This window comes from Novosphingobium sp. AAP93 (genome assembly GCF_001296055.1).
GTDB lineage: Bacteria > Pseudomonadota > Alphaproteobacteria > Sphingomonadales > Sphingomonadaceae > Novosphingobium.
Genome location: NZ_LJHZ01000001.1, coordinates 77,277 through 93,264, shown reverse-complemented (window position 1 = coordinate 93,264; position 15,988 = coordinate 77,277). Strand labels below are relative to the sequence as shown.

11 protein-coding genes are annotated in these 15,988 nt (G+C 65.7%); 8 read left to right on the top strand and 3 right to left on the bottom strand.

The genetic code is table 11. The annotated features are described in order from the left end of the window. Nucleotides 1–76: 76 nt before the first annotated feature. The 3 genes from IP83_RS00335 to IP83_RS00325 form a co-directional block, all read right to left on the bottom strand. Nucleotides 77–1,648 carry a tetratricopeptide repeat-containing sulfotransferase family protein gene (locus IP83_RS00335; protein ID WP_054120207.1) on the bottom strand — a complete coding sequence of 524 codons (1,572 nt, stop codon included), beginning with the start codon at nucleotides 1,646–1,648 and terminating at the stop codon, nucleotides 77–79. A gap of 38 nt (nucleotides 1,649–1,686) precedes the next feature. Beyond that, nucleotides 1,687–2,574 carry a sterol desaturase family protein gene (locus IP83_RS00330; RefSeq protein WP_054120206.1) on the bottom strand — a complete coding sequence of 296 codons (888 nt, stop codon included), beginning with the start codon at nucleotides 2,572–2,574 and terminating at the stop codon, nucleotides 1,687–1,689. Between the two features lie 128 nt (nucleotides 2,575–2,702). Beyond that, a complete protein-coding gene (locus tag IP83_RS00325; protein WP_054120215.1) occupies nucleotides 2,703–5,078 on the bottom strand; it encodes a TonB-dependent receptor in 2,376 nt (791 codons plus the stop codon). Nucleotides 5,079–5,828: 750 nt separating this feature from the next. Between IP83_RS00325 and IP83_RS00320 the strand changes: the two genes are divergently transcribed. From IP83_RS00320 to atzF, 8 genes are all read left to right on the top strand, one after another. Continuing rightward, a complete protein-coding gene (locus tag IP83_RS00320; protein WP_231624848.1) occupies nucleotides 5,829–6,935 on the top strand; it encodes a putative urea ABC transporter substrate-binding protein in 1,107 nt (368 codons plus the stop codon). A gap of 4 nt (nucleotides 6,936–6,939) precedes the next feature. Next, nucleotides 6,940–7,755: an ABC transporter permease gene (locus IP83_RS00315; protein WP_054120205.1), complete on the top strand. Its 816-nt coding sequence runs from the start codon at nucleotides 6,940–6,942 to the stop codon at nucleotides 7,753–7,755. Beyond that, nucleotides 7,752–8,531, top strand: a complete 780-nt coding sequence (locus IP83_RS00310; RefSeq protein ID WP_054120204.1) for an ABC transporter ATP-binding protein — start codon at nucleotides 7,752–7,754, stop codon at nucleotides 8,529–8,531. The genes IP83_RS00315 and IP83_RS00310 overlap by 4 nt, the downstream gene beginning before the upstream one ends. Nucleotides 8,532–8,542: 11 nt before the next feature. Next, a complete protein-coding gene (locus IP83_RS00305; protein ID WP_231624847.1) occupies nucleotides 8,543–9,025 on the top strand; it encodes a CopG family ribbon-helix-helix protein in 483 nt (160 codons plus the stop codon). After that, complete coding sequence (locus tag IP83_RS00300; RefSeq protein ID WP_054120203.1) at nucleotides 9,022–9,846, top strand: urea amidolyase associated protein UAAP1; 825 nt, start codon at nucleotides 9,022–9,024, stop codon at nucleotides 9,844–9,846. Before IP83_RS00305 ends, IP83_RS00300 begins: the two co-directional genes overlap by 4 nt. A 12-nt stretch (nucleotides 9,847–9,858) precedes the next feature. Beyond that, nucleotides 9,859–10,497, top strand: a complete 639-nt coding sequence (locus IP83_RS00295) for an urea amidolyase associated protein UAAP2 (protein ID WP_054120202.1) — start codon at nucleotides 9,859–9,861, stop codon at nucleotides 10,495–10,497. A gap of 142 nt (nucleotides 10,498–10,639) precedes the next feature. After that, on the top strand, nucleotides 10,640–14,236 hold the full coding sequence (gene uca, locus IP83_RS00290; protein WP_054120201.1) for an urea carboxylase: 3,597 nt from the start codon (nucleotides 10,640–10,642) through the stop codon (nucleotides 14,234–14,236). After that, complete coding sequence (gene atzF, locus IP83_RS00285) at nucleotides 14,233–15,987, top strand: allophanate hydrolase (RefSeq protein WP_054120200.1); 1,755 nt, start codon at nucleotides 14,233–14,235, stop codon at nucleotides 15,985–15,987. Before uca ends, atzF begins: the two co-directional genes overlap by 4 nt. The last annotated feature ends 1 nt before the right edge of the window (nucleotide 15,988 follow it).

Sequence of the window (15,988 nt, the reverse complement as noted above, 5' to 3'; positions counted from 1 at the left end):
CATAGCTCCCTCCTCGCGCCTCGCGCTGGGCCAAAATCGGCTCCGTCACGGTGAGCCAGATTGGTCGGAAAGTGCTCTAGATAGCGATGCCCTCGGCTTCGAAGTAGGCGATCACCGGGGCCAGCGCGTCCCGGTGCGCCTTCCAGCGCGCGACCGAATCCTTGTACATCGGCCGCCGCACCTGCTGCGCGCTGGGGGTCGAGACGGGCGCGGTGTTGCGGTGGAAGTCGAGGCAGGCTTCGTCCCACGCCAGCCCGCAGTGCGCGAGCAGACGCCGCGTCTGGCCCTCCTGATCGGCGACCAGATCCTCATAGCCCAGCTCGAGAATGCGCCCCGGCAGCGCCTCGCGCCAGAAGGCCATCAGGCTGTCGAACCGCACGTAGTAACGCGCGATATCCATCAGATCGTAGCTGTAGTCGTAATAGCGCGAGGAGATCGCGAAGAGATTGCGGAAATTCGCCAGCACCGTATCGAGCGGATGGCGCCTGAGGCACACGATCCGCGCTTCCGGCAATGCGCACGCGATGAAGCCGGCGTACTGGAAATTGCCCGGAAACTTGTCGGTAAACCGCCCCTCGCGCGCCCCGGCATGAGTGCGTGCCCGCGCCATGTAATCGCGCCCGATCGCGCTGAGATCAGCCCCGGCGGCCGCTTCGATGGTCTCCACATCCAGCACCGTCCGGCTGCGCGTTCCCGAGGCCATCTTCACCGCGAGCGGCATTGCCTGCAATTCGCCCGCGCTCCACACCTCGGGGTGCGAGGACAGGATGCGGTCGACCAGCGTCGTCCCGGTACGCGGCATGCCGATCACGAAAATCGGTGCATCCTGCGGCGCTCCTTGCACCGGGGCGGCAGCCACGTGCGGCCAGACCCGCTCGATGGCATCGAAATTCGCCGCATCGCGCGCGAACGTATATGGCAGGCGCGCCCGGTGCTGGGCATTGGCGGCGGACAGGCGGGCGAAGGCGGCCTGCTGCTCGCCCAGATCTTCGAGCTCCTTCGCCAGCGCATAACCGATCAGCAGCCGCGCATCGCTCGCAGCGGCCCGCCCCAGCGCCGCTTCCAACCTAGCCACATGATTGCTCTCAGGCGTCTGCTTCCTGAGGCCCGCGAGCAGGTGATGCCCGCGCGCATAATCGGGATCGATAGCCAGCAAGGCCTCTGCCGCCGCCTCCGCTCCCGCAATGTCACCGATGAAATTGAGTGCCGCCGCCAGATTGTAGTGGAACGAGACATTGCCCGGCGCGAGCCGCACCGCCTCGCGAAAGTGCGGCACCGAAGCGGCATGTTCGCCGAGCCGCGCATAGACGCAGCCCATCGTATCGCGGCCCAGCGCATCCTCCGGCAGCGCTTGCTCGGCTGCCGCCAATGTCGCCGCAGCCGCGCCGTCCTGCCGCAGCATGATCTGCAGCCGCGCCAGCTGCGCCCGGAAGCTGCCGCGCGGCTCAAGCTCCACGGCCTGCGCCACATCGGCAATCCCGGCGCTCACTCGCCCTGCTTCCGCCCGCGCCATGCCAAGCAGGAACCGCGCCTCCGCATCATCGGGAAAGGCTGCGACCGCGCTCGCCGCAAGCTGCTCCGCCGCGCCCAGATCACCCCGGCTCATCGCCCGGCGGACAGCGGCAATCCGGGCCGGTTCAGCGCTCACGCTTCGGTCTTCACGCTTTGGTCTTCACGCTTTGGTCTTCACTGGGCGGTGGACGCGCCCTTGCGCTTCTCCACCATCGCGATCAGCGGCTTGAACGGAAACACGAACTGCTCCCAGATCGTCAGCCGGCGCCGGTCGTCCTGCCCCACCAGAATGCCTTCGCCTTCCTTGTAGGTGCCAAACATCCGGTCGATCAGGATCAGCGAATTGCCATAATTGCAGCGCGTGTTCTCATAGCCCACCGAGTGGTGGAAGCTGTGGTGGCGGATCGTCGTGAAGAAGAAGCTGTAAAACAGCGGCGGGTCGCTCTTCACATTGGCATGGGCGTACGTCGCCACAGCATTGGTCACCGCAAAGGCGCAGAGATAGGCTGCGGGCGAAACATCGAGCAGCGCGACAATCCCGAGGCTGATCAGGAACAGCTCGATCGGATTGCCGACCGCGCCCTTCATCGCGTTGAGCTGGGTGATGTGGTGATGCGGCGCGTGGGTCAGCCAGAACGGCTCCCAGTTGTGCATCAGCCGGTGCATCCAGTACTGGCCGAACTCCCAAAGGAACACGACGAGCGCCACTTGCGCGAGGAACGGCATTGCCGTCACCCACGGCGTGGTGATGCCCCAGGCTTCCTTCAGCGCATGAAGCGGCGCCTCGGACAGGATATAGGCCATGCGCGAGATGACCGTGTTGATCAGCACGAAGTAGAACAGATCGGTGAAGAACTCCTGCCGGTTGATCCGCCAGCCCTCATGCCGCTCGAACACCAGCTCCAGCCCCAGCACGAAGGCCGTCACCACGCTGTTGACCACGAGCAGGGTCCACGGGTTCGCGACGAGGCTTTCCGGCGCCCACGCCCAGAATGCCACCACTGCCGCCACTGTCGCGGGCGGGATGCAATCGACCGCCAGCCTCTTGATGCCCGAACTCATGACGCACCACTCCTCACCTGTGGTTTTTCACGTTGCTGCCCTGCAACTTGTCTTATTGCTGCAGAATTGCGCAATCGGGGGCGAGGATCAACCCCGCCCCCTTTTGTGCAGTCACCCTCTTCCCAAGCTCAGTACTTCACGCGCAACTCCAGACCGAAAGTGCGCGGCGTGATCACCGTGTTGCGCAAGTAGCGCAGGCGGACGCCATCGTTCAGCCCGACGCGCGACCGGTCGTTGGACACCGCCGTCACCGCGTACTTGTTGAAGATGTTGTTCGCGAACAGGCCCACCGTGAACGTGTCATTCTGCCAGCTGAGCGAGGCGCGGTGCAGCACGAAGCCCGGCAGCTTGTCGCCAAAGGCGCGGTCCCAACCAAGGCGCGTCACCACATCGCCGCGATAGGTAGCGGTCCAGTCGGCCGTCAGATCGCCACCGAACGCAGGCTTGGTGTAGTTGATGCCGAGGCTGCCGCTGTTGCGCGTCGATCCGGGCAAACGATCGCCCTTGAGCGCATTGATCCGGGCCGGCGAACTCGGATAGACACCCGCCGGATCGTTGACCGGGATAAGCCCGACAACATCTTCGGTCAGCCGTGCGTTGGTGTAGGAATACGTCCCCTGGATCGACAGCCCATCGATCGGCCGCAGCTGGAACGACGCGTCGAAGCCGTCCGACTTGCCCTTGCCGCCATTGACAGTGATGCCGACGATGCCGTTGACGGTTGCCGAGGCCAGCTGGATGCCGTCCCAGCTGATCGTGAACGCGTTCAGGTTGAAGGTCAGCTTGCGGTCGAAAAGCTCGGCGCGAATACCGACTTCGAGGTTCTTGGTGCTGTCCGGGCCATACTGCTGCTCGTTCGGCAGCGCGCAAACGTTCTGGAATGGCGGCGGCTTGAGCGGGAAGATGCAAGGCGCGACCGTGTTCGGTCCGCCGATGCGATAGCCCTTGCTGTAGGTCACGTAGACCATGACACCGGGCGTGAACTTGTACGAGGTGTTGAACTTCCACACCCCGCCGCTTTGACCTGCCTGACCGCCCGCAGGGTCTGCATCATAGGGGCTGAGCGGATCGCCGAGCAGCGGTACGACCGCACGTCCGGAAACCTGTGAAGTGTAGCTGAAATAGCGGCCGCCAGCCGTGACTTGCCATTCCGGCGTGATCTTGAACGTGCCCTCGCCGAAAACCGCCTTCTCGATCACCTTGGCGCGGTTGTAGGACACATATTCGAGCTCCAGGGGGTTGGTCGCCAGATCGACGCCCGGCAATCCGGGCACGCGCTCACGGTAATCCGCCTGCAGCTTCTGCTGGTTGAAGAAGCCGCCGAGCACCCAGCTGAACGGCCCGCCGTGGGTAGAGACGAAGCGGATTTCCTGGTTGAACTGTTTGCGTGTGTTTTCGCTCTCGTTGAAGCTGGTGAACGCTGGGAACAACTCGTAATCATAGTCCAGATCAAGCAGCAGGTCGGTGTTGTCGCCGACCCGCTTGTTGTTGACCTTGGTATAGGCGGTCGTCGCTACGAGATCGAAGATATCGGCGACATTGGCATTGATTTCCATGCTGGCGAGGTGCGCATTGCGGTTCACCGGCTCGGCATAACGCGCCGCGCTTTCATACCTGCCGGTGCCGAACACGAAATCGCTGTTGTACTGCCCGCCGCCGGTCTTCGTGCGCTGGAAGGCGTAGGTGAAGTCAACCGACAGATCCGGCGTGATCTGGAACAACAGTTGGTTGCGGGTCGTGAAGGTCTTCTCGAAGTTGAGATCTTTGCGGGTAGTTAGATTGGCGTCAGCAAACGCCTGCGTGATCGGCGGAGAACCCGGCTCCTGCGGGAGTGAGACGCCCGGTGTCTTCACTATGCGCGTGTAATCGATGAAGCCGGGATCGTAGTAGTATCCCGTCACCGAACGGAACGCGATGCGGTCCTTGACGATCGGAATGTTGATCACTCCGTCGACCTGATAGCCGACTTTCGAGGCCTCGTTCTTGCCATAGACGCGTCCGTGCCACTCCGCCGACCACTTGTTCGTGTCAGGCCGGTTGGGGATGTTGCGGATCGCACCGGCCAGCGTGCCAAGGCCGTAGAGCGTGCCTTGCGGGCCAAGCAGCGTCTCGACGCGGGCGATGTCGAGCATCTTGAAGTCATAGTAGATCGGGACTTCGCCGAGGTAGACGCCCAATGCGTTGTCATAGCTGTTGCCGGTCGCGTCGGTATCCGAGGCGTTGAGGCCGCGCAGCACGATCGTGCCGGTCGAGCCCGGGCCAGTGTCGGCAATCGTCACGCCCGGCGTGAAGTCGGCAATATCGCGGATGTCATCAATGCGTTGACGGGCGAGCTGGTCGCCGCCGAGCGCGGTGATGTTGATCGGCACGTCCTGCAGCGAAGTTGCGCGCCGCGTCGCGGTCACCACGATGGCGCTGTTGTCTTCGACGGCCGAGGCCTGTGGTGCGTCGCTCGCCGGGGCCGGAGCCGTCTGTGCGAAAGCGGGAAATGCGGTGCTGCCCATGAGGATCGTCGCACCGTACAGGGCCTTTTTGGCCAGCGTTGTCTTATAGGTTTTCTTGGTCACTCGAGCCCCCGCGTTGACTGCGTGAAAGCCTTTTCGAAGTGACATCCAGTCCCTGATTTCCCCCTTGTTGCCGGGGAGCGCCGCCCCTTGTGGAACTGGCGCCATGTCAATCCCTCAATCTGCCTCCGAAGAGGCGCCCCAACTCGCAGCTTCACCAGATGACCAAAGAGGCAATTCCACCCGAACCGCCGATCATCCAGCAAATCATGACAAACCGGTGCCAGGCGATTTCAGAACCACCTGCCGAATTCGCACGACACCACACTGCACGAATACCATTCATGCAGCTTAACGTCGTCAAGCAATACTATTGCCTGACCCAAAGTGTTATTGTTGGCGCCGCAATGGACCAGCTCCTTTGCGACATTTCAGTTACGCTATCGATATTACATAACAGGTCAAGCGTAATAATTCCCGGCAACTCCGGTATTATCCGATCCTCGCTGCAGTGCGGAAATCCTTGATTTTTCCGGACCGGATGGCTCACCAAGCAGCCGCGAGATCGCACACCCGGTTCGCTGCAGCGTTGCATCGAATCAACAGAAAGCCACAGTTTATGGGGCCCGATTCGCAGCCTCCACAGGGCATCGGCCCAAGGTGGTATTACGTTTTTTCCGGAACGTAACATTTTGCCGTGGACAAGCAGATTGTTTCTCGCAATGCTGCACTGCGAAAGGAGACAGAATCGTGTCAGCCACCTCTCCCACCAGGAAAACCCGAGGGATCACCGGTTCGCTCCTCGCTGCGGCCCTTGTCGCCACGCTCGCCCTCACGGGGTGTTCCGGCGGAGGCGGCGCTCCCACTGAAAAGAAATCCGAATTCAGCATCGGCTGGTCGATCTATGCCGGCTGGATGCCGTGGCCTTATGCCCAGCAAGCCGGCATCGTGAAGAAGTGGGAAGACAAGTACCACCTCAAGATCAAGATCGTGCAGGTCAACGACTACGTCGAATCGATCAACCAGTACACCGCCGGCAAGCTCGACGGCGTCACCCTCGCCAACATGGACGCGCTGACGATCCCGGCTGCGGGCGGCAAGGACACCACGGCGGTCATTCTCGGCGACTATTCCAACGGCAACGACGGCGTGCTGCTAAAGGGCGCCGCGGACCTTTCCGCACTCAAGGACCGCTCGGTCAATCTGGTCGAGCTCTCGGTCTCGCACTACCTTCTGGCGCGCGCGCTCGAAAAGGCAGGCATGGGCATGACCGACGTGAAGACGGTCAACACGGCCGATGCGGACATCGTCGGCGCCTTCGCCAGCCCCGATGTCACCGCCGCCGTGGCCTGGAACCCGCAGCTTTCGGTGATGCGCGCGCAGCCCGGCGTCACGCAGGTCTTTTCCTCGGCCGATATTCCGGGCGAGATCCTCGACCTGCTCGTTGTCGATACCGCCACGCTCAAGGCCAATCCCGATCTCGGCAAGGCGCTCGCGGGCATCTGGTACGATACCGTCCAGCTGATGATGAAGCAGGATGCGGACGGCAAGGCCGCGCGCGCCGCGATGGCCAAGCTGGCAGGGGCCGCGCCCGAAACCTTCGACAGCCAGCTCAAGACGACCTTCCTCTACACCGACCCCAAGGCCGCCGTCGCCGCCACGCAGTCGCCCGCGCTCGTCACCACGATGACCCGCGTGCGCGATTTCAGCTTCGCGCGCGGTCTGTTCAAGGGCGCGGCAACGGCGGACGCTGTCGGCATCGCCTTCCCCGGCGGCAAGACACTCGGCGACAAGAACCACGTCACCCTGCGCTTCGACGACAGCTTCATGAAGCTCGCCGCCGACGGGAAAATCTGAGCCGATGCGGCTGATCAACCGCCACTTCTCCAAACGGGACCGCCTGATCGCAGGCGGCGCACCGATCGTGCTGCTCCTCGTGATCTACCTGATCATGGCGGCAGCGCGGCACGCGGCGAACCCGTCGGACAAGATCCTCCCCCTCCCCGGCGGCATGTTCACGGCGATGGTCGGCCTCCTCACCACGCCCGATCCGCTTTCCGGCCATCTCGTGTTCTGGGCCGATACGCTCGCCAGCCTCCAGCGCCTCGGCCTCGGCCTTGGCATCGCGACACTTTTCGCGCTCGTCCTCGGCCTTCTCATCGGGGCACTCCCGCCGGTCCGTGCAACGCTGAGCCCGCTGGTGACCGGCATTGCGGTCATCCCGCCGATCGCGCTGCTCCCGATCCTGTTCATCGCGCTGGGGCTGGGTGAGACCTCGAAGGTCGTCCTCATCGCCATCGGCGTCGCGCCGGTGATGATCCGCGACATCGCCGCCCATGTCGGCAGCCTCCCGCGCGAGCAGATCATCAAGGCCGAGACGCTTGGCGCCAATTCATGGCAGATCATCGCCCGCGTAGCGCTCCCCCAAGCGATGCCGCGCCTGCTGCAGGCGATCCGCCTTGCACTCGGCCCGGCGTGGGTATTCCTCATCTCCGCCGAAGCCGTCGCTTCCGACATCGGCCTTGGCTACCGCATCTTCCTCGTCCGCCGCTATCTCTCGATGGACGTGATCATCCCCTACGTCGCGTGGATCGCGCTGCTCGCCATCGTGATGGACGTCGCGCTGAATGCGCTGAGCCGCCGCGCCTTCCCCTGGGCCCATGGAGACGCCCGGTGAACGCGCTGCTCTCGCTACGCAATGTCTGGATCGAATACGGCGACAAGGTCGTGCTCGAAAAGGTCAACCTCGAGGTCGCCGAAGGGGCGTTCCTCTCGATCATCGGCCCTTCCGGCGCGGGCAAGTCGAGCCTGCTGCGCCTGATCCTCGGGCAGGAAGCGCCAACGCGCGGGCAGGTCTTGCTCGACGGGCAGCCGCTCCGCCCCGAATGCGGTCCCGATCGCGGCGTCGTGTTCCAGCGCTATTCGGTCTTCCCGCATATGACGGTGCTCGGCAACGTCACCTTCGGCCTCGAATGCCCCGCCGCGCCCTTCGCCGCGCGCCTGTTCGGCGGCGCCCGCCGGAAGGCGGAAGCCGAAGCGACGCAGATGCTCGAAGCCGTTGGCCTTGGCGACAGCCTCCACCTCTACCCGGCGCAGATGTCGGGGGGCATGCAGCAGCGCCTCGCCATCGCGCAGGCGCTGATCAAGCGCCCGCGCATCCTGCTTCTCGATGAACCCTTCGGCGCGCTCGACCCCGGCATCCGGGCGGACATGCATGGCCTGATCACCCGCTTGTGGCGCGACTATTCGCTCACTGTCGTGATGGTCACGCACGACATCAAGGAAGCCTTCACGCTCGGCACGCGCGTCCTCGCGCTCGACAAGCGCCGCCACGATCCGCACGCGCCACACCGCTACGGCGCGACGGCGGTCTACGACCTGCCCTTGCGCGGTCCTCCGGTCCCGGCGCCGGAACCCGAAACCCAGCCAACACCTGTCGCGGCCACGAATTGAGAGGAATGGCAATGACGCCCACAACCTTCGGCTCAACCCCCGGCCTCGCCCGGCTCAGCATGAGCCTTCCTGCCGAACTGTTCCGCAAGCTCGACATGATGGTGACCGAGCGCCAGCTCCCGTCGCGCTCGCAGCTCATGGCCGAACTGATCCGCCACGCGCTTGCCGCGCACGAGGCGTTCACGCGGCCCGACGAGATGCTCGCCGGCACGATCACGCTGGTCTACCGCGGGGAGCGCGGCCGCGTCCGCCACCAGCTCGCGCAGACGCAGGCGCACTACCTCAAGGAAGTGATCTCCTCGCAGCACGTCTTCCTCGAGGATGACCAGTCGCTCGAAGTGCTGCTCGTCCAGGGCCCCGCTGCCCGCCTCAAGGACCTGTCGGACGCGCTGCGCCGCGTGCGCGGGGTGCAACAGCTCGAACTCGTCACCACCACCGCGCTTCTTCCCCAGCTCTATGAGCCCGAAGCCGATGCGCAGGGAGAAGCCGCATGACTGCTCTCGCCAACCCGAACGCAGCCCGCGATCACGCCCGCGCCCAGGGCGGCACCGTGGTCGAGGCGATGCCGATCCTCCCCCCCGCCGTGCCGGACCTGCCCGAAGGCGTCGACGCGTCCGACCTGCTCTGGGAAGAAACCGTCGCCCCCGGCGGCTATGCCACCCGCCGGCTGCCGCGCGGGAGCCGACTGCGGCTGATCGACACCAAAGGCGATGCCAGCGCCAGCCTGCAGATCTTCAACGCCGAGATGCCGACCGAGCGTTACAGCTTTGCCGACACCGTGAAGATCCAGTGGAACGCCTATCTCGCCGAGGGCAAGTTCCTGCTCTCCGACATGGGCCGTGTCCTGATGAGCATCTTCAAGGACACGACGGGCGGCACGCACGACACCTTCTCCGGCACTTCCAACGCCTACACCAACGCGGCGAAGTATGGCGACGGGCGCAACTCCGGCCAGTTCCCCAACGGGCGCGACCGCTTCCTGCTCGGCGCCGCCAAGCACGGCCTCCAGCGCCGCGACATCCACGCCGCGATCACCCTGTTCAAGGGCGCGAAGATTGGGGATGACGGCACGATCGAACCGCAGATCGGCCCGTTCGAGCCCGGTCGCGAGGTGATCCTGCGCGCTGAAATGGACGTCATCGTGGTCATCGCCAACGTGCCCCACGTGCTTGATCCCCGGCCGGACTACACCGTCACGCCGCTGCGCCTCACCGCCTGGCGCGGACCCGTCGCGGCCGAAGACGATCCCATCCGCACCGCGACGCCGGAGGGTCTTCGGGCTTTCCTCAACGTCGAAGACTACTACCGCCGGTAAGGAGGCAGCCCCATGCAGAACCGCGATCCGCACCATGATGGCCTCCCTGATACCATCGTCCACGACGAGGTTGTCCCCGCCCGCGCGCCCTGGATCCATCACATCAAGAAGGGCCAGACGCTGCGCATCGTCGACCTCGAAGGCAACCAGGCGGTCGACTTCCTGCTCTACAGCGAGGCCGACGATACCGAGCGCTATTCCGCGCAGGACACCGTTGCCGCGCAAGGCAACCTGTTCCTGCGCACCGGCACGGTCCTGCGCTCGAACGAGGGCCGCCCGATGATGACGATCGCCGCCACCACGGTCGAATACCACGACACCATCGGCGGCGCCTGCTCATGCGAATCCAACACGCTGCGCTATGGCCACCACACCAAGGCCCAGCATGCCTGCGTCGAGAACTTCCTCGAAGCCAACCTCACCGAAGGCCGCGGCAAGCGCGATATTGTCGCCAACATCAACTTCTTCATGAACGTGCCGGTGGAAGCAGACGGCGCGCTCGGCATCGTCGACGGCATTTCCGCGCCGGGCCTCACGGTCGATCTCAAGGCCGAGATGGACGTCATCGTCGTCGTCTCGAACTGCCCGCAGATCAACAACCCCTGCAACGGCTTCAACCCGACGCCCGTCCGCATGATCGTCGCCGCATGAGCGCGGCGTTCCCAAATCCTTCTTCTTCCCCTCCCCCGTCCGGGGGAGGCCGGGTGGGGATATCCAGCACTCACCGGACATGCCGTACCCCCTCCCCCAACCCCTCCCCACGGGGAGGGGAGCAGTGAGTCATAGCGAGAACATGAGCTTCGACACCGTCCTCATTGCCAACCGGGGCGCCATCGCCACCCGGATCATCCGCACCTTGCGCCGCATGGGGCTGCGCTCGGTCGCGGTCTATTCGGAGGCAGACGCGGGCTCGCTCCACGTCTCGGAGGCCGATGAGGCGGTCTGCATCGGCGGAGCGCGTCCGTCCGAGAGCTATCTCAACATCGAGGCGATCCTCGCCGCCGCCAAGCAGACCGGCGCGGGCGCGATCCATCCCGGCTACGGTTTTCTTGCCGAGAACACCGACTTCGCCGAAGCCTGCGCCGCCGCCGGGACCGTCTTCATCGGCCCCACGCCCGACAACATCCGCCAGTTCGGCCTCAAGCATAGCGCCCGCTCGCTGGCCAAGGCGCACGGCGTGCCGCTCGCACCCGGTTCGGACCTGCTGACGAGCGAGAAGGACGCGCTCGCCGCCGCCAACGAGATCGGCTTCCCGGTCATGCTCAAGGCGACCGCCGGCGGCGGCGGCATCGGCATGCGCGTGTGCGAAACACAGGCCGATGTGCGCGAAGGCTTCGCGACCGTTGCCCGCCTCGGCCAGAGCAACTTCGGCGATGCCGGCGTTTTCCTCGAACGCTACGTGCGCCATGCGCGCCATGTCGAGGTGCAGATCTTCGGCGACGGACAAGGCCGCGTCGTTGCGCTTGGCGAACGCGACTGCTCGCTCCAGCGCCGCAACCAGAAGGTGGTCGAAGAAGCCCCTGCGCCGCTCCTGCCCGAACAGGTCCGGCAAGATCTCTACGCCGCCGCAGTCCGCCTCGGGCAGGCTGCCCGCTATCGCTCCGCAGGGACGGTCGAGTTCCTCTACGACGCCGAGCGGCAGCAGTTCTACTTCCTCGAAATGAACACCCGCCTGCAGGTCGAGCACGGCGTGACCGAAATGGTCATGGGCCTCGATCTCGTCGAATGGATGGTGCGCGGCGGCGCGGGCGATTTCAGCTTTCTGGACAGCGCCCCCACCACGCCGCAAGGCCATTCGGTGCAGGTCCGCCTCTACGCCGAGGACCCGGCGCTCGATTACCGCCCGACCTCGGGCACGCTGACAGCGGTCGAATTCCCGGCGGACATCCGCACCGAGACGTGGGTCATGGGCGGCAGCGAAGTCAGCGCCTGGTACGATCCGATGCTCGCCAAGCTGATCGTCCACGCGCCCACGCGCGAGGTAGCCGTCACCGCTATGCAGGCAGCGCTCGCTGAAACCCGCATCGACGGCATCGAAACCAACTTGCGCTGGCTGCGCGATGTGGTGCGCACGCCTGCCTTCACCAGCGGCGAAGTCTCCACCCGCGTCCTCGATGCGATTGCATATACCCCCCGCAGCGTCCGCGTCATCAGCGGCGGCACCGCCACGACGGTGCAGGATTGGCCCGGCCGCCAGCGCCTCTGGGCGGTCGGCGTCCCGCCTTCAGGGCCGATGGACGACCAGTCGTTCCGCCTCGGCAACCGCCTGCTCGGCAATCCCGAAGGCACGGCTGGCCTGGAACTTACGCACTCAGGCCCCACCCTCGCCTTCACTGCGCCAGCCAAGGTCGTACTCACCGGGGCGGATTTTGGCGCAACGCTCGACGGCGTCCCCGTCCAGCGCGGTCAGGTCATCGCCATTGCCGCCGGCCAGACGCTTGCACTCGGCCGTGCCCGCGGCGGCGGCATGCGCGGCTACCTGCTCTTCGCGGGCGGCCTCGACATCGCCCCCTATCTCGGCAGCTGCAGCACCTTCGAACTCGGCCAGTTCGGCGGCCACGCCGCGCGGCGCCTTGTCGCGGGCGATGTGCTCCACCTCGGCGATGAGCCCACCGAAGCGCCGCTCGCCGCTACCGCGCTTCCCCCGCTCGGCACCGAATGGACCCTGCGCGTCCTTTACGGTCCCCACGGCGCGCCCGATTTCTTCACCGCCGAAGACATCGACATGATTGTCGCCGCCGAATGGCAGGTGCACTACAATTCCAACCGCACCGGCGTGCGTCTCATCGGCCCCAAGCCGCACTGGGCGCGGAAGGACGGCGGCGAAGCGGGGCTCCACCCCTCCAACATCCACGACAACCCCTACGCCATCGGCGCGGTCGATTTCACCGGTGACATGCCGATCATCCTTGGCCCGGATGGCCCCTCCTTGGGGGGGTTTGTCTGCCCCTTCGTGGTCATCGCGGCCGACCGTTGGAAGCTTGGCCAGCTCGTCCCCGGCGACCGGCTGCGCTTTGCCCCGGTCACCATCGCCGATGCCGCCACAGCCGATGCCGACCAGCAGCGCCTGCTCAGCGACGGCACGCTCCCCGGCCCGGTGCCCGACCGCCCTGTCGCCCATCTTTCCCCGATCCTCGTCGAACTGCCCGAAGCACAAGGCCGCCCCCGCACGAACTACCGCCAGCAGGGTGATCGAAACATCCTCGTCGAATATGGCCCGATCGTCCTCGACATCGAGCTCAGGATCCGCGTCCACGCGCTGATGGTCGAGATGGAGCGAATGGCCCACCCCGGCGTCATCGACGTGGTCCCGGGTATCCGCTCGCTCCAGCTGCATTTCGATGGGAAGGCGCTGGATCAGGCCACCGCGCTCGCCATGCTGATCGACGCGGAAGAACGCCTCGGAGACCTCGGGGACTTCACCATCCCGAGCCGCGTCGTCCACCTGCCGCTGTCATGGCGCGATCCCGCCAAGCTGGAGACCATCCAGAAGTACATGGGCGCCGTCCGCGACGATGCGCCATGGTGCCCGGACAACATCGAATTCATCCGCCGCATCAACGGCCTTCCCGATGTCGCCGCGGTCGAGAACCTGATATACGAGGCCAACTACCTCGTCATGGGCCTCGGCGACGTCTATCTCGGCGCGCCTGTCGCGACCCCGGTCGATCCGCGCCACCGCCTCGTCACCACCAAGTACAACCCGGCGCGCACCTGGACCCCGCCCAATGTCGTCGGCATCGGCGGCGCCTATATGTGCATCTACGGGATGGAAGGCCCGGGCGGTTACCAGCTGTTCGGCCGCACCGTGCAGGTGTGGAACACCTACAAGCAGACGGATGCCTTCACCGAAGGCAAGCCCTGGCTGCTGCGCTTCTTCGACCAGATCCGTTTCTATCCGGTCAGCGCCGAAGAGCTCACCGCATGGCGCCGCGATTTCCCCGCCGGCCGCCGCGCGCTGAAGATCGAGCCGAGCGAATTCCGCCTCGCCGATTACCGCGCATTCCTGGCCGACAACGCCGAGGCCATTGCCGCCTTTGAGGCCAATCGCCAGGCCGCCTTCGACGCCGAACGCGCCGACTGGGAACGCCGCGGCGAGTTCGACCGCGTCAGCAGCCTCACCGAAACCGAAGCCCCTGCCGAAGCGCTCACCGAAATTCCCGACGGCACCGACCTCATCGAAGCCCCCTTCGGCGGCAGCGTGTGGAAGCTCCTCGTCTCCGCGGGCGACGCGGTGAAGGCCGGCGACACCATCGCGGTGATCGAGGCGATGAAGATGGAATGCCCGGTCGAAAGCCCTGGCACCGGCACGATCGAGGCGCTCTACATCAAGGAGAAGCAGTCCCTGCAGCCCGGCTCGCCGATGCTGGCCCTGAGGAGGACGGCATGACCGCTGCCGAGATCGCCGCCGCCGTCCAATCCGGCGCTACGACCGCCGTCCAGCAGGCCGAAGCCGTGCTCGCCCGGATCGCCGCCTATGATGCGGTCCAGCCCCAGATCTGGATCAGCCGCGCCAGTGCCGAACAGGTCCTCGCCGCCGCCCGCGACGTAGATGCCCGCATCGCGGCTGGCGAGAAGCTCCCCCTCGCCGGCGTTCCCTACGCCGCGAAGGACAACATCGACGTCGCCGGCTTCGAGACCACCGCCGCCTGCCCCGCCTTCGCCTATACGCCAGAGCAAAGCGCCACCGTCACCGCGCGCCTCGCGGCGGCAGGCGCGATCTGCATGGGCAAGACCAATCTCGATCAGTTCGCCACCGGCCTCGTCGGCGTGCGCAGCCCCTATGGAATCCCGCGCAATGCCTTCAACCGCGCCTATGTCAGCGGCGGCTCCAGTTCCGGCTCGGCCATCGCAGTCGCGGCGGGCCTCGTCCCCATCGCGCTCGGCACCGATACTGCGGGCTCTGGCCGGGTTCCCGCCGCGTTCAACCACCTGATCGGCTTCAAGCCCACCAAGGGCCGCTGGAGCACGAACGGCGTCGTCCCCGCCTGCCGTTCGATCGATTGCGTCACCGTCTTCGCGCACACCACCGCCGACGCCGCATTGGTCGACAAGGTCCTCGCCTGCTTCGATCCCGCCGATCCGTGGTCCAAGCCGCTGGCTGACCGCGCCATCACGCCGACCCGCATCGGCGTCCCGATGCGCCACCAGCGCCAGTGGTTCGGCGATGCAGAATCCGAATACTTCTACGACCGCGCGCTCGATCACCTCGCCAGCTTCGCCGAACTGGTCGAGATCGACATCGCCCCGCTGCAGGAAGCCGCGCAGCTGCTCTATGGCGGCCCTTGGGTGGCCGAACGCACCGCCGCGATGGCGCAGATCCTCAAGGCCAACCCCAATGCCGTCGATCCCACCGTCCGCACCGTCGTCGAAGCCGGATGGGACAAGACCGCGGTCGAGACCTTCCACGGCATCTACCGCCTCGCCGAGATCAAGCGTCACGCCGACCTTCTGTGGGGCGAGCTCGATGCGCTGGCCTTCCCGACCACCGGCACGACCTACCGCGTGGCGGAACTCGCGCAGGCGCCCATTGCGCTCAACAGCAATCTCGGCGCCTATACCAACTTCGTGAACCTGCTCGACATGGCCGCGCTCGCGGTCCCGGCCGGCACGCGGCACAACCGCACCGGCTTCGGCATCACACTGATCGGCCCGGCCGACACCGACCGCACGCTGCTCGATCTTGCCGACACCTATCTCGCCAGGGCCGACCTCGCCCCCCCGCCACCTCTTGACCTCGAGGGCCATATGCAGACCGTCAAGCTCGCCGTCGTCGGCGCCCACCTCAAGGACATGCCGCTCCACTGGCAGCTCACCTCGCGCGAGGCGACCTTCGTGGAGGCCACGCACACTGCGCCCACCTACCGGCTCTATGCCATGGCCGACAGCGTGCCGCCCAAGCCCGCGCTGGTCCACAGCGGCGAAGGCGGCGCGGCCATCGCGGTCGAAGTCTATGAACTCGGCGTCGCCGAATTCGGCAGCTTCACCGTCGAAGTCCCCGCCCCGCTCGCCATCGGCACCGTCACGCTGGCAGACGGCACCAGCGTCAAAGGCTTCGTCGCCGAACCGCGGGCGCTGACCGGCGCGGAGGACATCACCCACCTCGGCGGCTGGCGCGCCTATATCGCGCAGAAGAATTGAA

Excerpts from the sequence above, each read along its gene's own strand:
- IP83_RS00330 (WP_054120206.1), bottom strand. The coding sequence starts at position 2,574 with ATGAGTTCGGGCATCAAGAGGCTGGCGGTCGATTGCATCCCGCCCGCG.
- IP83_RS00325 (WP_054120215.1), bottom strand. The coding sequence starts at position 5,078 with ATGGGCAGCACCGCATTTCCCGCTTTCGCACAGACGGCTCCGGCCCCG.
- IP83_RS00315 (WP_054120205.1), top strand. The coding sequence starts at position 6,940 with ATGCGGCTGATCAACCGCCACTTCTCCAAACGGGACCGCCTGATCGCA.
- IP83_RS00305 (WP_231624847.1), top strand. The coding sequence starts at position 8,543 with ATGACGCCCACAACCTTCGGCTCAACCCCCGGCCTCGCCCGGCTCAGC.
- IP83_RS00300 (WP_054120203.1), top strand. The coding sequence starts at position 9,022 with ATGACTGCTCTCGCCAACCCGAACGCAGCCCGCGATCACGCCCGCGCC.
- IP83_RS00295 (WP_054120202.1), top strand. The coding sequence starts at position 9,859 with ATGCAGAACCGCGATCCGCACCATGATGGCCTCCCTGATACCATCGTC.
- uca (WP_054120201.1), top strand. The coding sequence starts at position 10,640 with ATGAGCTTCGACACCGTCCTCATTGCCAACCGGGGCGCCATCGCCACC.
- atzF (WP_054120200.1), top strand. The coding sequence starts at position 14,233 with ATGACCGCTGCCGAGATCGCCGCCGCCGTCCAATCCGGCGCTACGACC.